This window comes from Cellulosilyticum sp. (assembly GCF_982396655.1).
In genome coordinates this window covers 1-18,977 of record NZ_CEVXFV010000068.1, presented here as the reverse complement: position 1 = coordinate 18,977, position 18,977 = coordinate 1, and the positions used below count along the sequence as shown (strand labels likewise).

The 18,977-nt window shown below is 34.5% G+C and carries 18 protein-coding genes and 1 pseudogene; 15 read left to right on the top strand and 4 right to left on the bottom strand.

Features of this window, described 5'->3' with window-relative positions; genetic code table 11:
* Nucleotides 1–145: 145 nt before the first annotated feature.
* Entirely contained in the window at nt 146–916 is a 771-nt protein-coding gene (locus AC1VAQ_RS18895) for a DUF2087 domain-containing protein (protein ID WP_479904392.1), read from the top strand.
* A 99-nt stretch (nt 917–1,015) separates the two neighbouring features.
* Nucleotides 1,016–1,159: a clostri-philic family protein gene (locus AC1VAQ_RS18890; protein ID WP_479904391.1), complete on the top strand. Its 144-nt coding sequence runs from the start codon at nt 1,016–1,018 to the stop codon at nt 1,157–1,159.
* 163 nt (nt 1,160–1,322) lie between these two features.
* Here the strand turns inward: AC1VAQ_RS18890 and AC1VAQ_RS18885 are convergent, their stop codons facing one another.
* Nucleotides 1,323–2,552: a glycosyltransferase family 2 protein gene (locus AC1VAQ_RS18885; RefSeq protein WP_302596753.1), complete on the bottom strand. Its 1,230-nt coding sequence runs from the start codon at nt 2,550–2,552 to the stop codon at nt 1,323–1,325.
* Entirely contained in the window at nt 2,545–3,285 is a 741-nt protein-coding gene (locus tag AC1VAQ_RS18880) for a hypothetical protein (RefSeq protein ID WP_303244346.1), read from the bottom strand. Before AC1VAQ_RS18880 ends, AC1VAQ_RS18885 begins: the two co-directional genes overlap by 8 nt.
* Before the next feature lie 163 nt (nt 3,286–3,448).
* On the opposite strand from AC1VAQ_RS18880, the gene AC1VAQ_RS18875 reads away from it, so the two are divergent.
* The 6 genes from AC1VAQ_RS18875 (at nt 3,449) to AC1VAQ_RS18850 (ending at nt 6,891) form a co-directional block, all read left to right on the top strand.
* Nucleotides 3,449–3,832 (top strand): HsmA family protein, encoded by a 384-nt coding sequence (locus AC1VAQ_RS18875; RefSeq protein ID WP_302596755.1) that lies wholly within the window; start codon nt 3,449–3,451, stop codon nt 3,830–3,832.
* A gap of 34 nt (nt 3,833–3,866) precedes the next feature.
* Nucleotides 3,867–4,088 carry a hypothetical protein gene (locus AC1VAQ_RS18870; RefSeq protein ID WP_302596756.1) on the top strand — a complete coding sequence of 74 codons (222 nt, stop codon included), beginning with the start codon at nt 3,867–3,869 and terminating at the stop codon, nt 4,086–4,088.
* 169 nt (nt 4,089–4,257) lie between these two features.
* Entirely contained in the window at nt 4,258–4,470 is a 213-nt protein-coding gene (locus AC1VAQ_RS18865) for a hypothetical protein (RefSeq protein ID WP_302596757.1), read from the top strand.
* A 90-nt stretch (nt 4,471–4,560) separates the two neighbouring features.
* Nucleotides 4,561–5,451, top strand: a complete 891-nt coding sequence (locus tag AC1VAQ_RS18860) for a hypothetical protein (RefSeq protein ID WP_302596758.1) — start codon at nt 4,561–4,563, stop codon at nt 5,449–5,451.
* Between the two features lie 52 nt (nt 5,452–5,503).
* Nucleotides 5,504–5,770: a PqqD family protein gene (locus tag AC1VAQ_RS18855; protein ID WP_302596759.1), complete on the top strand. Its 267-nt coding sequence runs from the start codon at nt 5,504–5,506 to the stop codon at nt 5,768–5,770.
* Nucleotides 5,771–5,772: 2 nt separating this feature from the next.
* Nucleotides 5,773–6,891, top strand: coding sequence for a radical SAM protein (locus AC1VAQ_RS18850; protein WP_302596760.1), 1,119 nt, complete (start codon nt 5,773–5,775; stop codon nt 6,889–6,891).
* 6 nt (nt 6,892–6,897) lie between these two features.
* Here AC1VAQ_RS18850 and AC1VAQ_RS18845 read toward each other — a convergent pair whose 3' ends face one another.
* Nucleotides 6,898–7,722 (bottom strand): DUF362 domain-containing protein, encoded by an 825-nt coding sequence (locus tag AC1VAQ_RS18845; RefSeq protein ID WP_479904390.1) that lies wholly within the window; start codon nt 7,720–7,722, stop codon nt 6,898–6,900.
* 397 nt (nt 7,723–8,119) lie between these two features.
* Between AC1VAQ_RS18845 and AC1VAQ_RS18840 the strand changes: the two genes are divergently transcribed.
* From AC1VAQ_RS18840 to AC1VAQ_RS18810, 7 genes are all read left to right on the top strand, one after another.
* Nucleotides 8,120–8,458, top strand: a complete 339-nt coding sequence (locus AC1VAQ_RS18840; protein WP_302596762.1) for a zinc ribbon domain-containing protein YjdM — start codon at nt 8,120–8,122, stop codon at nt 8,456–8,458.
* A 454-nt stretch (nt 8,459–8,912) separates the two neighbouring features.
* A complete protein-coding gene (locus AC1VAQ_RS18835) occupies nt 8,913–9,830 on the top strand; it encodes a hypothetical protein (protein WP_479904389.1) in 918 nt (305 codons plus the stop codon).
* Nucleotides 9,827–10,783: a peptidase U32 family protein gene (locus AC1VAQ_RS18830; RefSeq protein ID WP_302596764.1), complete on the top strand. Its 957-nt coding sequence runs from the start codon at nt 9,827–9,829 to the stop codon at nt 10,781–10,783. Before AC1VAQ_RS18835 ends, AC1VAQ_RS18830 begins: the two co-directional genes overlap by 4 nt.
* A gap of 277 nt (nt 10,784–11,060) precedes the next feature.
* A complete protein-coding gene (locus AC1VAQ_RS18825; RefSeq protein WP_302596765.1) occupies nt 11,061–12,101 on the top strand; it encodes a response regulator in 1,041 nt (346 codons plus the stop codon).
* A gap of 211 nt (nt 12,102–12,312) precedes the next feature.
* A complete protein-coding gene (locus AC1VAQ_RS18820; RefSeq protein ID WP_302596766.1) occupies nt 12,313–14,754 on the top strand; it encodes an ATP-binding protein in 2,442 nt (813 codons plus the stop codon).
* A gap of 256 nt (nt 14,755–15,010) precedes the next feature.
* Nucleotides 15,011–16,741, top strand: coding sequence for a methyl-accepting chemotaxis protein (locus AC1VAQ_RS18815; RefSeq protein ID WP_479904388.1), 1,731 nt, complete (start codon nt 15,011–15,013; stop codon nt 16,739–16,741).
* A gap of 869 nt (nt 16,742–17,610) precedes the next feature.
* Nucleotides 17,611–18,690, top strand: coding sequence for a MutS2 family protein (locus AC1VAQ_RS18810; RefSeq protein WP_479904387.1), 1,080 nt, complete (start codon nt 17,611–17,613; stop codon nt 18,688–18,690).
* Between the two features lie 23 nt (nt 18,691–18,713).
* On the opposite strand, the pseudogene AC1VAQ_RS18805 reads toward AC1VAQ_RS18810, so the two are convergent.
* Nucleotides 18,714–18,977, bottom strand: a pseudogene (locus AC1VAQ_RS18805) (recombinase family protein); the annotation flags it as partial.

Below are 18,977 nucleotides of genomic sequence, written 5' to 3'. Positions count from 1 at the left end.
TAGTTATTCATGATTTTTAGTCATGTGAAATCATTGAGAGAAACCTATTTACGTACATGTATATTTCAAGTTTTTAGTTGGTTTCTCTGTATGATTGAACAAAAGAAGCTAGCAAGTATTGCTATGAATAAATAGGAGGTTAGATATGGGAGAAGAAAATAAAGAGTTATTTTGGGAGGCTTCTATTGAAGAAGTGAAGCAAGGGTTTATTGAGCAAGAAGACCAGTACAGATGTATTATTTGTGAGGAAGGATTTGTTAAAGGACAGATTTATCCAATTGATGACAAATTATTTGATGCAAAAAAGGCAGTGGCACTTCATATTGAAGAACAACATGGTTCAACGCTGGCGTATCTTCTAGGTATGAATAATGGTTTTACAGGGGTTTCAGGGGTTCAATTAGAATTATTGAAATTGATGGCAGCAGGTTTATCAGATAAAGAGATAGCTGCTAAATTAGAAGTGGCACCGTCTACAATTCGCAACCATCGTTATAAACTTAGAGAAAAAGAAAAGCAAGCAAGACCTTTCCTTGCTATGATGGAGCTCATTGCAAGTGACACGAAAAAAGATGTGAGTATATTGGAACAGGGTATATTATGTGATGCCCATAAGACAGCAACGACTTTAGATGACAGATACAATATTACAGATAAAGAACGTGAAACAACGATTAAAAATTATATGGATGAAAATGGGGCGATTAAAACTTATCCAGCGAAGGAAAAGAAAAAGATTATTGTGCTTACAGAGGTTGCTAAAAATTTTGTGAAAGGTAAGAAGTACTCAGAGAAAGAACTCAATAGGATATTGGCGCGCATCTATGAGGATTATGCAACGATTCGAAGAGCACTTATCGAATATGGCTTCATTGAACGCTCTAATGATTGTACCACTTATTGGGTCAAGGAATAAAAAAAGTTCAGTGGCATAATGAATAAATTGCTAACAGATTAAGAGAATGAGATAAATGTCAGACGTAAATACTAGTTACAAAGAAAGGATGTGTAGCTAGTGAAATTAGGAAGCAAACCAGGTTTAAATAATCCTATGCAAAAAGGTAAACGTAGACAAAAGCTTCATGATGAACAAAATAATAGAGGAGAACCACAGAAAAAACCACAATACCGTGATTTTGATGGCAATCCAGTAAAATAGGGAGATAATAACAAAGTATTTTAAATAAAAAAGTCCGATATAACGCGTGTAAAGCTTAGGGTTATATCGGACTTTTATGCATTTTCTAAAAGCTAAAAGTTTTAGCATTAACATCAATTTCAAGATGGTATTGAGGTGACACAAATCTAAGCTGATATAATAATTATTTTTTCTTAGTGGAAACACGAGAGGTTTTTTCCCAGTGAACCTTTCCACTTTTTTTCATTTTAAAATAACCGAGGAAACCTTTAAATAATAAGAGGATAAATAATTGTGAATAGGTGAAGTACATGATACTACTTACAAGTAGGTTGGTAGGTGTTAGTGTATCGTCATACCACTGGGCAATAATGAGCTGCATAGTGTAGGTGAAGTACGCAATGAACCAGACAAACAAAAAAGGAAATTGGAACCTCAGAGACAGGAGTTCTAACAATCCAAGAATAAAGATAATATTGGAGACTAGAATTACAATAGGAAATAAAATATATACAGAAGCGTAATGATAGAGATGATGGAGGCATTTTTTAGTGTGCCAAGCTGGTGTCCTAAAAAATTTAAACATAATATAAATATTTCCTTGTACCCAACGTGTTCTTTGCCCAATGAGGGACTTTAAAGTTTCTGGTTCTTGTTCCCAAGTAATGGACTGCGGAACAACACTAATAGTATACCCTGCTGCAGTGATTCGAATGGTAAGTTCAGCATCCTCTGCTAGGGCATATTCATCATAACCTCCTAGAGAATCAAGTGTCTTGCGGCTTAGAAGCATATTAGTGCCAGGCAAGGAACCGATTTGATTAGAGGCCCATCTACCAGTTTGTAAGATAAGCTGGAAGACTTGAAATTCAATGGCAATCATTCTGGTAAGCAGGTTGGTATCGGCATTGATTGTACGCACGATACCAACGGAACCTACACAATTTTTATTTGTTAATACGGCTTCTGCAAGGAATTTAACCGCATTAGGTTCAGGCTGATTATCGCCATCATAAATAACGAAATAAGGACTATGCGAAATACTAAGCCCATAGTTAAGCACTCTTGATTTACCTTTAGGCTCTCCAGGAGGAACTTCAATGTGAAATATATTTTTATAGGTTTTAGCAAATGCAGCAGCTATTTCACCTGTATTATCCACTGAGTTATCGTTAAGTGCATAAATATAGAGATTGCCAGGATAGTTGAGTCTTGCCATAGCAGATAGAGTATCAGTAAGAACGATGCCTTCATTATGGCAAGGGATTAAAATATCTATATCGGGATATTGCAGATTCGTAGGTTCTGGCACAGGAGCGAGCTTAAAGAATAAACCCTTGATAGTTAGGAGTGAATACTGAATCATAACAGAGAGAAATAATGCAAGCCCTAGTAAAAATAATAGTCTAACCATAATTATTTACCTCACAATATTCAAAGGTAATAAAGCGTTCAGCATGTTCAAGGATTTGATTAATATTAGTTAAAATGCGATTTTCTACGGTTGTTACGCCAGAAGAATCTGTACCTTGAAGGAGACATACAAATTCGGCTTCATCTACTTTTTTTATTAAATCATAATGGCTACGTAGTGTATGAGAGAGTATATTGGATAAAGATTCGGTAATAGCATTATAAACATATGAAGAAATATTATGTTTTACTTTTACCGTCAGATAAAAACATTTTTCACCACGTACTTTTGAACCTTTTAAGACTAATTTACTGCGTTCTTCAAATTCACTAGGTGTTAATACTTCTGTAAAACCTTCTGTTTTTCTGAGTTGTTCTACAAGCGTATTAAGTTCTACAAGGCGAGCTCTTAATTGTTTTTCTGAATACATTACGTACCAAATGGTAAGCATAGTAACAGTGTAGAGAACATAATAAATTAAGAGTGTATTTTGTTTAAGAAGCACCTGCTTAGTAGCAATTAGGTAACCAATAATTATAAGCCCTGAAATGATAATTGTGGCAATGGTGGCAATAAGAGATTTATAAGTTTTATCTAAAAAATAGCCTTCTATACCACTTAACAGCAGTCCAAGGAGGAATAAGGAGCTCCATCTAAGCGGAGCTACTTTAAATAATACTAGAATTAAAAAGAGCGTTATGACATAAGCTATTCCAATAATTTTATTTTTCATGTGACTTCCTCAGTATAGTAATTAATTCATAGATACAATTGTATAGATTGTTTTTCTATATTAGGATGTGATAATTAGGAGAAAATATGCTACTATTAAGTTAAAAAGAATTTAGGTAACTATAAAGCATTTATTTAAAGCTAAATAAAGTAAAGGAGACAAAATGAATTCAACACTTATCATTGCAATTGTAGCTATTACATTAGCACTTGTTTTTTATACGATTGGCGTATTTGCAGAAAGAAAGTCTGGGACACTCAAAAGCTGGCATGTAATTATTTTTTGGCTTGGTTTAATTTGCGATACAACGGGAACTTATTATATGAGCCTTATTGCAAAGGCAAATACAGGAGGAGGCTCAGGATTACATGGTATTACAGGATTAATTGCTATTATCCTTATGTTATTCCATGCATTATGGGCAACTTGGGTACTTTATAAAAATGACAATAAGAGAAAACAATCTTTCCATAAGTTTAGCATTATCGTATGGCTCATTTGGCTTATTCCTTATTTTATTGGAATGTACATTGGGATGATGGGATAATAGGTAAAGTTAGTAGAGAGGGAGGCTAGAAGAAATGTTTGGAAGAGAAGATAACACATATAGTGAGATGATAGAAAAGTCAACGATGCAATGGCTAGAGGAAGTTGTAGCAGGTGAAGATATAGTAAATAAGCATGGCGCTAAACTTACTATGGAGTATATTGGACATCTCAATAAGAAGATTAAAGAGCTTGAAGATAAAAATGCTCTTAAAGATGAATTTTTAAGAAGGCTTAAAAGTAAAGAAAAGAAATAAGGTGATTAGAGGAGATGCTGTGAAATAGATTTCGCACATCTCCTTTTTTAGTGAGGGTAAAGAGGGTAAGACCTTGACATAGAATAATTACAAACTTATTTCAAGAGGTATAAGAGGCTTATATAAATCATATATATTCAGTAAATAATGCTTAGAGGGGGATTTCATTATGAAAAAGAAGTTTGTTAGCCCAACTATTACGGCTTATCAGTATGCAGTTGTTACACAGTTTGGAGGCTCAGGGGGTTCAGGCGGAAATGGGGGAGCTCATGATGCTGGGCATGGCGGAGCGCCTTGCGCAATGACAGCAAGTAATGGAAGTAAGGGATGCGATAAACCAAGTGTAGCTAATAGTGCGCAGGGAATAGCTTGTTACTTTTAACTTAATAAGATAGAAGGTGGGGGGTGTAACTAAACTAGATAGGTAGTTTTGAAGCATCCCCATCTTAGATTAAGAAATGAGTGATTAAATGTGAATTGGTATCAGATTGCAGGGATAAATATAAGCATTTCTTGGGAGAAGGAAGAAGAAAAGCAACATATTTATGCGTATCATGATTGTATTATTTTGCCTAGAGTTATGGAGGCATTTGGCATAAGGCAAATCAATAAGGCCCAAGTTTTAGGAACAATGAATGTAAGAGTACATGGTATAGAAGAAATAGAAATTAATGCAAAGAGTAGACAAGTATATAATCAGAGATGGCAGGAGACTGAGGATAAAAAAATACTTACAATGTATGACTTGGTTAGAGGGGATCAGATGGGGTATTCAATTGTGATGGCAAAGGATTATTCGCAAGTTGATTATTTGCCACATTGCGAAGAATACAATCATTATGATTTGCAGTGGCTTATATATCCTTTTGAATGTAGGATGTTGTATTTAGGAGGAATAGTACTTCACGGTGCAGCTATAGAATATAAGGCGCAAGGTATTATATTTTCAGGTGTTAGTGGAGCGGGAAAATCTACGCAGGCTCATTTGTGGCAATATTATCGTGAAGCCTTGATTTTAAATGGGGATGCACCAGCGATTCATGATATGGATGGCATACCTAGGGTATATGGTACGCCATGGTGTGGAAGTTCAGGAGAAGCAATAAATAGGAGTATACCACTTAAGGCTGTTATATTAGTGAAAAAAGGAGAGGTCAATAAGATAAGAAAGTTAGATGAAAGGGAAGCTGTCTTGGCCCTATTTTCTAATACTTTTCATATGAATTTTGATCTGGCAGTAATAGATTTTTGTATGGCATACATACAGAAGCTTGTGAAACACATAGAGGTATATGAATTAACTTGCAGGGTGGATGAAGGTGCAGTTGAAGTAGTCCAAAGCGCTATATTTAAAGAAAAATAATAGGTTAAATAATAGGTTAAATAATAGGTTAATATGAGAGCGGGGGAAAAGGATGAAGGTTAAGGAAGATTTAATGCTTAGAGAAGTCATGAATGAATGGATGATTATCCCTATGGGTGAAAGGCTTTTGGAGTTTAATGGCATATCTAAGCTCAATGAAAGTGGTGTGTTACTTTGGAAGATACTTGAGAAGGGAGCCGAGAAGAATGAATTAGTTAGTGCACTTCTCGAAACGTATGAAGTAGATGCCATACAAGCAGAAGGAGAGGTTAATAAGTTCTTAGAAGCACTTAGAGAAAATAAGATGCTGGAGGAGTAAACATGACACCAGAATTTATAGAAAATGTTATAAAAGACATGGAGATAAATCGTAAGTGGAATCAATTCATTAAAGGATTTAATGTAGATGCGAGAGATAAGGGCTTTTTTCAAGGGGCAACTTTTGAGCTTACAGCTTTTTGTACTTTGAAATGTCCTATGTGTTTTGTAAGAATAGATAAGCAGACAGGCGAAGCATTAGGGGGAAGAATGCGTACAGCCAAAGAATGGATTGATATGGCAAGGCAGTTTAGAGATCAAGGGGGGATATTTCTATTGCTAACAGGCGGAGAAGCCATGATGCGACCTGATTTTGCGGAGATATATGAGGAAATATCCAGAATGGGTTTATTGATTTCATTATTTACTAATGGTACGACTGTTGATGATAAGATGCTTGAAATGCTTAGAAAGCGTCCGCCTTCTATGATGGGGCTTACTTTATATGGCGCATCTGAGGAGACTTATCGTAAATTTAGTGATGGGGAAGGAAACTTTAAAAAGGCATTAGAGGGGCTGGATAGATTATTAACTATTCCAAACTTGGCACTGGATGTTAGATTTACAGCTTGCACAGAGAATTATAAAGACCTTAAGGCAGTTTGTGAAATAGTAGCTAAGAGAAATAAACTTATAAATTTTGATTATGGTTCATGTGCACCTGTTCGAGGGGCTTGTGCTAATACGAGACATTTACGTTTAAATAAAACGCAAATAGAAGAGGTGGATGCAGTATTAGCTGAATTTAAGGCGCCTATTATTGAAGCATTAAAAACATCACATAAGAAGGAAGATGCCCCTGTAAGTATAACAAAACAAAAGAGTAGAGGATTAACTTGCCAAGGAGGAAAAAATAGTGTTTACATAGCATGGGATGGCAGGATGTATCCCTGCGATATGGCAGAATTCCCATATGCATTCCCATTTGAACAGGGTTTTAAGGCAGCAGCATTTGATATCAGGCAGGAGATAGATGATTTAGTGATGCCTGAAAGGTGTATGACATGTGCAAATCAAGAAACAATTTGCACATGCATTCCTAAAGCATTAAATGAGATGAAAGACTGCGCAAGAAAGGGAGAAAAGTGCAGTTATGAGCCTAAAGATATAATAAAAGAGTAATTTGTTTTAAGAGTCAGGGCGGTTAGAATCTACGGCAAATTGTTTTTGATAAGCACATTTACTAAAGTGTTGCTCCGCTGCTTCTAGAGAAAGGCCAGGAAATTGAATGCCCTTGCCTTGTTTAAGGTCAAAGGTACTACGGCCTAAGCCTTTCTTAATAATCTTATGAAGATAGTGAACGGCTTGAGGCTTGAATCCAAGCAGACGCGCACCAATGACATCAGTACTTAGGGCATCCGTACCGCATAAGACCATATCAGAATGAATGGCGGTGCCTTTATGTGGACCTGTACCAATCATGGCGGGGCTAGCACTTACAATAGAGACGTCGATGGTAAACTTTTCGAACATAGCAGCAATAAAATCATGTAGTTCATCGTGGATACCTAAGTCTTTTTTAGGATAACCCTGTTCTTCACCGCTAGGCCAGCCCATAGCAATATTTTTGATAGCAGCAGATACCGTAGCTTCTTCATGAATTTTAAGCTGAGTAAATGAAATGAGAAAGGTCATTTCTTCAAAAAGTTTATTCACAACAATGCGAGAAGGCATATCATGATTAAGTTCTAAATAAACAAAGGGGCCTTGATTAAGATTGATAAATTCTACGCCTTCTTCGTCTATGACTTTAGCAAAACCTACTTTTTCCATAAGGTCGGATACATCTCTTTCGGCAGGAGCAGTAGCAACGACAATGCGTTTAGGATGACAAGCTTTAACTTTTTGAATGATGCACCTTAAACTTTCAGGGCCTACAACGCGGCCGCTAGCAGGGGCAGCAGGTGTTACCCAGTTAGGTGTAATAACTACCACATCCTCCTTGCGAATCATAGAGGAAAAGTGGATTAAATCCAAGCCTTTTGAGATGGCTATGGATTCATTTGGATTTTGGGTGATGGCAACGATAGGTTTAATTTCTCTTCGAACTCTCATAGAATTTCCTTTCTATTTATAGGATTATAAATTATTATAGGATTATAAATTATAAAATTATAAGTGGTTATAGTGTGTGTATTTTAGAATGTTTTATATCTTACCTTTATCAGTATGAGTAATATGTGAGGGAATCATGTAAGTCTAGGTGTTTTCGAATGGTTAGTTTTAAAGTGGGCATAATGAATTTAGAGCAATAGGTACTTTGCTTGTTTGTCAAAGCCATGGAGACTATGGTAGTATATATAAGCATATAATAAATTAAAAATTGACTAGAACGATTGGAGATACCAAAATGGAACATTTACCAAATTGCCCAAAATGTAATTCAGAGTACACATATGAAGATGGTGCACTTCTTGTTTGTCCAGAATGTGCACACGAATGGACACCAGGTTCAGAAGAAACAAACGAAGATGTAAAAGTTTTCAAAGATGCTAATGGAAACATCTTACAAGATGGTGATAGCGTAACAGTTATCAAAGACCTTAAAGTAAAAGGTAGCTCATTAGTAGTTAAAATCGGAACAAAAGTTAAAAATATCCGTTTAGTAGATGGTGACCACGATATCGATTGTAAAATCGATGGAATCGGGGCTATGAAATTAAAATCAGAGTTCGTTAAAAAACTGTAAAAAAAATATAAAGAGGTCAGGTTGCACAAGAGTGCTACCTGGCCTTTTTTTAGTGGAGGGAGTGGGGATAAGTTCACATATATTTTTTGCCATCTCCCTCGCTACGCTGGAAGTCGAGCTCAAAAAACATATGTGAAATTATCCCCACAAACAGGTGTAAGGGAAAGGCCGTGGTGGCACTCTTGTGAAGAGCTCATATGTGGAGAGAGGGAGGAAACATAGGGAAAGGAAATATATTTTTTGCCATCTCCCTCGCTACGCTGGAAGTGGAGCTCAAAAAACATATGTGAAATTATCCCCACAAACAGGTGTAAGGGAAAGAACCTGGTGGCACGCTTGTGAAGAACTCGTATGGGCTAAGTGGGAGGATGATGTATAGTTAACTACTTGAGAGGAGAAGATAAGAGGGTTGAAATGTTAACTATAATCAAGAAGGAGTCAGGAGCACCGAGAGATGAGGGAAGTAAATTGTTTAAATCTGACGGACATTATTCAAAATCTATATACTACGGAATCAGATCCTATAGTAGGTTTTGATACTATTATAAAGAAGTGCAACGAAACAGCAGGATTTGAGAGATGTGAGCGTATTTATATCGGTTCATATTTCTGTGGTCAATATTTTTTAAATTTGCCACCGAAGGTTATTGAAGACGTAGCCGTATTTTGTGGGTCTGAGAATGTGAAATTAACTTTAGTTATTCCTATGTTTACAGAGAAGAATTTAGATAAGGGTAAAGATAAGATAGATGATATAGTAAATGCCCTAAAAGAAATTATTGATGAAGTTACCGTTAATGACTATGGCATGCTAGAGTATATGTCAAAGCAATATAAACTAAAGTGTAATATAGGAAGGCTATTTATGAAGGATTATCGCGACCTCAGATATCCAGAATATTTTAATACCACATTGCACCCTAAAATTTTCACGAGCTATTTCAATAAGTTAGTAGAAGCTTACGATATAAATGGCATAGAGTTTGATCCAACCCACAAAACAGTAAATTTAGAGACCTGTCCCCCAGGCAAAACAGCAAGTTTAGAGACCTGTCCCCCAGGCGAAACAGTAAGTTTAGAGACCTGTCCCCAAAATTTGGTGGTGGGGATACACAGGCCTTATTGTTATATGACTGTGGGGCAAATTTGCGAATTTGCTTCTATTCATAAGGAGATTGAAAAGAAATTTAGGCCCAATGAGGTGTGCCAGGGGGAATGTAATAGCAATGTTTTTCGCTATAAATTCAATGATGGACATGAATGGTTACGTGTAGGTAGAGCAGTGTACTTTGAGAATAGAGCGTGTGAGGTACAAGGTATAGACAGCATTCGTAATATTTATTTTCCAGTAGATTTGGTGGTGAAAAGATGAGAGCATTAGTCCCTTTAAATAATGTGGAACATGTGGATGATTATATTCGCTGTGGTGCGGGAGAGTTTTATATGGGGTTCCATGATGAAGCATGGCGCAAGGCCTTTGGTGAATTTGCGGATATTAATCGTATGTCAGGATATAAGCAAGCTTCCAACCCACATACTTTTGAAGAAGTATTGCAAATTGTAAAGGATATTAAGGCCAAGGGAAAATTAATTTATGTGACCTTTAACTCGAGCATGTATTCCGAGGAGCAGTATAAATTCTTAAGAGAATATATGGAAAGGCTAAAGGAGGTAGGCATAGATGGTGTCATTGTATCCTCAATAGAGCTGGTATGTTTAGCAAAAGCGGTAGGTGTCCCTTCTGTAGTTAGTACTATTGCCGGTGTATATAATAGAGAAATTGCAAAGTTTTATGCAGAAAGAGGGGCGAAGCGTATTATTTTACCGAGAGATTTAAGTACAGAAGAAATCGAGCAGATTGTAAAGGCTGTTCCAGAGGTAGAATATGAAGTCTTTATGATGCGTAATGGCTGTGCCTTTTCAGATGCAAACTGTTTGGGAATGCATCGCAGTGAAATGTGTTCGATTTGTGGTTCATTAATGAATGCAGACATAGAAATGCTTATGCAAAAACAAGATTTCCATACTCAAAATGCAGTAGAGCTTAATGATACGCTTTATACTAAGTCATTTCATAAGTTTGCGTGTGGGTTATGTTCCATCTACCGCTTTGTAAAGTTAGGCATTACGGCAGGTAAGATTGTTGGAAGATCTGATGAATGGCAAAATATTTGCCGTGACATAGAATACATGAAAGACAATATCAATATTGCAGAAAGATGTGACTCAGAGAAAGAGTATCTAGAAAAGATGATATTACCTGAGGAGAGAAATGTAATGTGTAAACTAGGATTATCTTGTTATTATCCTGAAATTAGATATTAAAATAGAAGTAAGTGTCATAAATAACGATTAAGTATGTAAAAGTATAAAAGAAAGCGTCCCTCAAAAGATAGAGATTAAAAAATATCTATCCTTTGGGGGACATTTTCCTTTTAATATAAATAAAAAAACAGTTCTGACACTTTATTTAGTATAAAAAACACTCAATTTAATTCAAAAAGTACCAATTTAATCCAGAAAATGTTAAAATCTGAGTAATAGAATATTTGAATTAATTTATTTTATACGCTGAAGTTTGGATGTAATAAAAGGAGATTATATGAAACATATATTATTGGTGGATGATAATCTAGCAAATTTAAAATTAGCTAGCAATTTGCTAAAGGATTATTATAAAGTTAGTTTAACAAAATCTGGAATGCAGGCGTTAGAATTTTGTAAGAAAAATAGACCGGATTTAATATTGTTGGATATTAATATGCCAGATATGGACGGATTTGAAACGATTAAGGCACTTAAGAACAATATAGCAACACGCAACATTCCAGTTATCTTTTTAACAGCTAGCAATGAGAGTGAAGTAGAAGCAAAGGGGTTTGAATATGGTGCGGTAGATTTTATTACAAAACCTTTTGCTAAAAAAAGCATGCTACATAGAATAGAGACCCATTTACAATTATTCGATTATCAGCTTCACTTAGAGTATGTAGTAAAGGAATTAGAAGATAGTATTATTACGAGCTTTTGTGAATTGATAGAGTGTCGTGATAATGAAACGGGTGGACATATTGAACGTACTAAAGAATATGTAAGGTTAATTGCTAATGAATTAAGGGCTGCCGGAAAATATACAGATATATTAAGTGATTATTACATAGAAATGTTAGTACGTAGTGCACCACTTCATGATATTGGAAAGATTGGAATCAGAGATATTGTATTATTAAAGCCAGCCCGTTTAACAGATGAAGAATTTGAAGAAATGAAGAAGCATACGCTTATTGGTGAAGAAGTCCTTAATACAATTATGAAAAGGATGCCTTCTCAAAAGTATTTAGACATTGCAAAGGAAATTGCGGCAAGTCACCATGAGCGCTTTGATGGAGAAGGCTATCCAAATAGACTTAAAGGAAATGACATTCCACTGAGTGCTAGAATTGTTTCGGCAGCTGATGTATATGATGCGCTTATTACCGATAGAGTTTATCGTGAGGCAATGCCACATGAAAAGGCCTGCGAGTTGATCTTAAGTGGGAAGGGAAAACAATTTGACCCAGATGTAATAGATGCCTTTATGAATATTGAAGAAAAGATATATGAAGTATCAAAGAGTATAAGAGAAGACAGCTTATTAAAATAGATTATTAAAACAGCTTATTAAAATAGATTATAGAGAAACTAACTAAAAACTTGAAATATACATGTAGGTAAATAGGTTTCTCTTAATGATTTCACATGACTAAAAATCATGAATAACTAAAATTTATAAATGTGAAATCTATATTAAAATAGAGTATTGAAATAGATATTAAGATGGATGATGTTAGTAGATTATAATCAAGGAGGATATATTGAGACAGTTACTAATAGACATCAGGGATAGATATTTTGGAGAGAATATAAGTATTGAAGTAAAAAGATTAAATGTTTATGGGATAGGCGGCATAATTATTTCGCTAATGAATGTAATATTAGCATATATACAAGGAAGAAATTCTTCTATTTCATTGGTGAGCTTATGTATGGCGTTAATAAGTATAGTTGTATTTATAAAGATTAATCATTTTAAGTATTGTAATAAGTGTCCATATGTGATTTGTGGGTTATTAAATTTAATTGGATTTCCTGCATTATTTATATTTACTAATGGGTTAGAGGGTACAATTCCATATTATTATATATTTGGTATCATTTTAACGTTTATGATGATAAGTGGAAGAGGCTTATTGTATATGTTAGCACTAGAAGTAATAGCTGTTGCAGTAAGTTACAGTTATGTATATTATCATTTACCTATAGCGGAGCAGATGTTACAGCAAAGTAGATATATTAGTAGTTTCATCAGCGTCGTAGCTGTAAGTAGTGTAGTTGGTATAGAATTTTTTGTTCAAACAAGGATGTATAGCAAAAAAGAATTAGAAAACCAAAGACAACGACTTTTGCTAGAAGAGTATGTCACAAGTATTCAGGCTGCTAAAAATGAAGCAGAGCAGGCAAAACAAGATGCAGAGAAAGCTAATGTAGCCAAAAGCCAATTTTTAGCCACTATGTCTCATGAAATCAGAACACCTATGAATGCCATATTAGGAATGTCTGAGATTATACTAAAGGATGACATTGATATGGAAATGCGAGATAGAACACAAAGCATTCATAGAGCAGCTAAATCATTACTTGCTATTATTAATGATATTTTAGATTTAACGAAGATTGAATCAGGTAAGATGGAGCTTATAAATGTAAGATATCAACCAACTTCATTATTTAATGATGTGATAAGTATGATACAGTTTAGATTAGAAGACAGGCCTATTGAGCTTGTAGTAGATGTAGACAACAGTATGCCTTGCGAATTATACGGTGATGAAGTACGCATTAGACAGGTTTTAATTAACTTATTAAACAATGCAGTAAAATACACTAATTGTGGAACAATTACTTTTAGTGCGAGATGGAAAAAATGTAAGGGTAAAGCCAATATTGAAATAAGCATTAAGGATACAGGAATCGGTATTAAAGAAGATGAGATTCATAAGTTATTTAGTACCTTTGAACGATTAGATAAGCGAAAGAATTATGCACTTGAAGGTAGTGGATTGGGGCTTAGCATATGTAAGCAGATTTTAGACTTAATGGGTGGAACGATTACTGTTCAAAGTGAATATGGTAAAGGTTCAACATTTACGATTTCAATTTCACAGCAAATCATTAATTCAAAACCAATACAAAAAATGAGCTATAAACCAGTAGAAATACATAAAAATACAGTTAACTTTGTGGCGCCAGATGCGAATGTACTTATTGTAGATGACAATGTTGTAAACCTTAAGGTAGCTGAAGGACTTATGGCAAGTCATAGGTTCAATATTGATACAGCTTGTAGTGGTGAAGAATGTTTGGCTTTATTAGAAACAAAACGATATGATTTGATTTTCATGGATCATATGATGCCACATCTAGATGGGATTGATACGATGCGTCTCATTAAAGAAAATGGTGAGAAGTATGGATATAACCTTTCAGTCATTGCTTTAACGGCTAATGCTGTTGCAGGTGCGAAAGAATTATTTATGCAAGAAGGCTTCTGCGATTATATGTCAAAACCTATAGATGTCATACGATTAGAACGTATTTTATTACGCCATTTGCCAAAACATCTTGTTCAAAAGGCTACAAAGATAGAAGAGCAAGTACAGGAAATGGAAATGTTTATAGATGGCGTAGATACGATAGTGGGTGCTAAACAAGCGAATGGCAATATTACACTATATAAAGAAGTTTTAGCAATGTATCATAAAGAAACGTCTAGGTTACGTAAGGATATTAAAGAACTTATAGATAAGGACATGGGATTATTTATTATTAATATTCATAGTATCAAAGGTAGCAGTCGTAATATAGGTGCACTTGAACTTGCAGAACTTGCTGAGGAATTAGAACTTGCAGCAAGAACGGAGGATATAGGCTATATTAGAAGAAGAATAGATAAGTGCATAGAAGTAATAGATATGGTACTAGAGGGTATTGATAAATACTTACAGAGCTTAAATAAAATTGAGCGTTCAGTTCATAAGAAGGTAAAACACTCTTTGAATATGGAAGTATTGCAAGCTTTACTAGAAGGCTTCGATAACTTTGACTTAGAAGCTATTGAAGAACAAATTAAAGAATTAAAGCAGTATACATATTCACAGGAAGTTGAAAAGTTTATAGAAACTTTAGTACAGTGTGCAGAGAATCTTGACTATGAAATAGGTAGCAAGGAAGTAAAAGAATATTTGAGTTCAGTTTAAAATAATTTTATTAAAAAAGGAGTCTGAGATCACGGTGATATGCTCCCCTTATGGTAGACAGTTTTATTATTTAAACTGTCTACCATAAGGAGGAGTATATCACAGATTATACAGGCTCCTTTTTTATAGTTAAATAATGTTTACATAAGCAAAAAGACATTATATACTACTAGATGTTGGTAAAAAATGTAAATGAAATTCAATTGCACCAATGCAGGGGAAAAATAAAAAAGAGATTATGATAAGGTGGAAATACATGAGAAATAGGATAACAGTCGCAGGCAAAATTATAGCACTGACGAGTATAGTAATTTTGCTTCTAAACTTTGGTGGAGCAATATTTTTAATTAATAAGTCATCAAAAAATGTAACTAAGAACTTTATACATGAAAGTGAAGAGTTATTAAAAACCATCGCACTTAGCATTAATAAAGAACAGTTTAAAGAAGTACTAGAGACCAAGGATATGGAGAGCGAGTCGTATAAAGCATTACAGCGTTATTTGCAAGAAATAAAGAATGAAATAGATGTTAAATTCCTATATACATTAGCGTATAACGATAATAAGGTGTCATATTATGTGGTAGACTCAGAGAAAGTTGATTCAGAGGATTTCTGTCCATTTGGTAAAATAGATCAAGAGGGAACAGATGCATATGATAATTTAAGTGCAGGGGGATATATTGCTTCAGAGATTACAACCACCCAAGAGTGGGGCGAAATCATGAGTGTAGAAGTGGGGATTTTTGATGAGAATCATAATATGCTAGGAACAGTTGCAGCAGATTTAGATGCCAATGTAATAGCTGCTGAACAAAAGTCATATGCTATTGAGACAATCATTATTATGATTATCCTTGCAGTACTTCAATTAACGATTGTGTACTTATGTATTCAGAGAATGGTAGGTAGAACATTTAAAACGATTAATAAAATTGTAGATGAGACAACACAGTTTGACTTTACAGAGTTATCTTTAGGAAGTGAACTAAGCCATCGTCAAGATGAAATTGGTCAGATTATAAGTAATTTAATGAACATGAGACAAAAGCTGAGAGATAAGGCACATGTAGTAAATAATATTGTAGAGAATATGTTTGAAGTAACAGAAGATATGCATCATAAATTAGATGCATCAACTGCAGCAACAGAGCAAATTAATCTAAGCATTACAGAATTAGCGGAAGGTGTTAATAATCAGGTAACAAGCACGACGGAAAGCTATGAAATGTTACAACGCTTAGGAGAAAAAATCGAAGAGCTCATAAAGCATATCAGTCATATGAATAGGTTAACCGTAGCCACACAAACTGCTAGTGAAGAAAGCAGTCACACATTAGAAGAACTAGATAAGACAGTACAAAACAGTCAATATATCTCTAAGCAAGTACAGAAAAATATGCAAGTATTAGACCAACATTCTAAAGAGATTGGAAATGTTGTAGAGGTAATTGAAACAATTACAAGACAGACTAATTTACTTGCCTTAAATGCAGCAATTGAAGCAGCGAGGGCTGGTGAAGCTGGAAAAGGGTTCGGTGTCGTATCAGATGAAATTAAAGTGTTATCTGAGGATACCATTAAATCAACAGATACAATTAAGGCTATCGTTACAAGTATTATAGAAGATATAAAGAATGTAGCTCAAGCTACAAGTGAATTAGGAAAAAGCAATATACAAATGAATGAAACGGTTGAAACAGTAAATGATGCCTTTAAGCAGACAGAAGAAACGATGCAACAAATGCTTCAGGTAATAGCATTACTTATAAGTCATGCAGAAGATATTAGAAGTTATAAGGAAAATGTTAATGGGACAACGCAGCAGCTTACAAATCAGGCACAACAATATGGTGCAATTACCGAAGAGATAGCAAGTACGACAGAAGATGAAACTGTTATTACACGCTCAATTCTAGAAATTTCAGAAGAACTGAAGTTAGCAGCAGGACACTTACGCGAAACAATTGTTGAGTATAAGCTGTAAAGTATGGAAAAGATATAAATTGCGTAAAGGGATTGACTGTATAAAAAGAAAGATATATGATAAAAATATATTAATATTAAATCACAAATAGTATTAGTATCCAATATATTAGAGAATATAGGAGCTACTATAATTTTAAATTATATAGCATATAAATAGGTGGTAGCTTGTTAAAATAAGAAAGGTGGAATGATGTTTGTTAACCCAATTTGTTGAGGTAAAAGAAAATTAATTAAATATGGCCAGTTAGATACAGTTCTTAAGAGACTTACGCTTATAGAGTGAGTCATTTTAAGCGTTTTAGATCATAGTTAAGCTATGGTCTGTTTGCAGATAGCAAAATGTATCTACGGCATTAATTTCTGCCTTTTCAAATTGCTAAATAAACACCATTTACGGATTATTATAATCATGTAGAAAAGGCATAGCATATACGCTATGTCTTTTTTATAGAATAAGAAGTTCAATTTTTAACTTTATGATGTCTAATGCAACATTTAAGATTAGAATTTTGAAACGCAAATTTTGTGTTTTAAGTATTAAACCTTAGATATTGAGACTCCATATTTGGACTCAAGATTAGAAACTCAAGATTTGAGTCTCAAATGTTGAGTTTCTAATCTTGAGTTGGTAACACGATGCGAGTCGTTTTATTTTAGACTAGGAAAGTTAATATTTGAGCTTATATATTCTAATGTAAGTCGTATAAGATTATAAGTCTGGTGGGCCACATAGAAGCAATATGTCTTTAGTTAAGGCAGAAGCTTCTATGTGGCCTTTTTGCAGCTAAAAAAGCAGCAGAGAATTAAATAAAGAATTAAAAACTAAAAATGAAAAGTTAGTGTAAATGCCAAAAGGAGAGAATAGAATTGAAGAGTATAGGTGAAGTATTGGAATTTAATCAGATTTTAGAGCGACTTAGTGAGCTTGCAGTATCGCAGAAAGCTAAGGAGAAGTTACTTAAGTTGGAGATGATTTTAGATGAGAAGGTTTGTGAGCTTAAGATGCAGGAGACGACAGAGGCAAGGAAAATCATTGATAGCATTGGAATTCCGCCAGTAAGTTCTATGCAATTTATGGAGAAGATGATAGAGCGTGTACAGGTTGGAACAATGTTAGAACCTGAGGAGCTAATGCTTGTCGTATCATTTATCAAAGGATGCCACAATATGAAGCGTTATCTAAGTAGAGCAGAATACTTAACATGTAATCTAGCAAGCTATGGAAGAAGTTTTGCAGATTTAGAAGTGTTAAGAGAACTTATTGAAATGAGCATTCGAAATAACGAAGTAGATAGTGAGGCGAGTACGGCACTTAGAAATATTAGACGTACTATTGAATCTAAGAAAGAAAATATTAAGTTGAGATTAGAAAAGGTTATGCAGAGCAAACGAGCCTATTTAGCGGATGGCTATATTTTGCAGCGTGGTGGACGATATGTGATTGCAGTCAAGAAAGAGTATAAGCACCAAGTAACAGGAACTGTTTTAGATGAATCACGTACTGGAAATACTGTGTTTATAGAACCATCCTCTGTCGGTAAGCTTCAAGAAGAACTATCGCTTTTAGAAGTTGAGGAAGATAATGAAGTAAGGAAGATTTTATATAGCTTAACGAATGAAGTGGAGAATTTCATTCCAGAGATAAAAATTAATATGGAAGTTATGGAAGTTCTAGATATTGCCTTTGCTAAAGGAAAACTTTCAATAGAGATGAATGGGCGAAGTGTGCCAGTCGTAGCAGAAGGGAAGTTAAAGATTAGAGATGGCAAACATCCATTATTAGACCCAGGAAAGTGTGTTCCTTTAGACTTTGAGATGGGGGAGGCTACAAGAGGAATTATAATTACAGGACCTAATACAGGTGGGAAAACTGTAACACTTAAGACAGTAGGGCTTTTAACAATGATGGCACAATGCGGACTTCATGTACCTGTAGGTAAAGGTTAAAATATCCGCATATAATAAATATGCTAGTATTCCATAAGGACTATTTTCATTTTATTATCTTTATCTACTACAATTTCTTTGATATAACTTCTTAATAGCATTCTTTTTTCTTCTGGTGTAAAAGAAGTATATAATTCAGCATATCCAGATGCTAAAAAATCGTTTATCCATGTCAAATCTTTTTCTTCTTGACTATCGTCTTTTGTATTTAATAAGGTTGTTAAATTATCATAATCTTTTTTGTACATATCCATATCTATTAAATCATTTATATATAATTCCTTTAA

What these genes read in the sequence shown, in the direction of transcription:
- AC1VAQ_RS18885 (WP_302596753.1), bottom strand. Translation starts at nt 2,552, where the DNA reads ATGGTTAGACTATTATTTTTACTAGGGCTTGCATTATTTCTCTCTGTT.
- AC1VAQ_RS18815 (WP_479904388.1), top strand. Translation starts at nt 15,011, where the DNA reads ATGAGAAATAGGATAACAGTCGCAGGCAAAATTATAGCACTGACGAGT.
- AC1VAQ_RS18850 (WP_302596760.1), top strand. Translation starts at nt 5,773, where the DNA reads ATGACACCAGAATTTATAGAAAATGTTATAAAAGACATGGAGATAAAT.
- AC1VAQ_RS18895 (WP_479904392.1), top strand. Translation starts at nt 146, where the DNA reads ATGGGAGAAGAAAATAAAGAGTTATTTTGGGAGGCTTCTATTGAAGAA.
- AC1VAQ_RS18840 (WP_302596762.1), top strand. Translation starts at nt 8,120, where the DNA reads ATGGAACATTTACCAAATTGCCCAAAATGTAATTCAGAGTACACATAT.
- AC1VAQ_RS18870 (WP_302596756.1), top strand. Translation starts at nt 3,867, where the DNA reads ATGTTTGGAAGAGAAGATAACACATATAGTGAGATGATAGAAAAGTCA.
- AC1VAQ_RS18880 (WP_303244346.1), bottom strand. Translation starts at nt 3,285, where the DNA reads ATGAAAAATAAAATTATTGGAATAGCTTATGTCATAACGCTCTTTTTA.
- AC1VAQ_RS18855 (WP_302596759.1), top strand. Translation starts at nt 5,504, where the DNA reads ATGAAGGTTAAGGAAGATTTAATGCTTAGAGAAGTCATGAATGAATGG.
- AC1VAQ_RS18835 (WP_479904389.1), top strand. Translation starts at nt 8,913, where the DNA reads ATGAGGGAAGTAAATTGTTTAAATCTGACGGACATTATTCAAAATCTA.
- AC1VAQ_RS18825 (WP_302596765.1), top strand. Translation starts at nt 11,061, where the DNA reads ATGAAACATATATTATTGGTGGATGATAATCTAGCAAATTTAAAATTA.
- AC1VAQ_RS18865 (WP_302596757.1), top strand. Translation starts at nt 4,258, where the DNA reads ATGAAAAAGAAGTTTGTTAGCCCAACTATTACGGCTTATCAGTATGCA.
- AC1VAQ_RS18830 (WP_302596764.1), top strand. Translation starts at nt 9,827, where the DNA reads ATGAGAGCATTAGTCCCTTTAAATAATGTGGAACATGTGGATGATTAT.
- AC1VAQ_RS18845 (WP_479904390.1), bottom strand. Translation starts at nt 7,722, where the DNA reads ATGATTCGCAAGGAGGATGTGGTAGTTATTACACCTAACTGGGTAACA.
- AC1VAQ_RS18875 (WP_302596755.1), top strand. Translation starts at nt 3,449, where the DNA reads ATGAATTCAACACTTATCATTGCAATTGTAGCTATTACATTAGCACTT.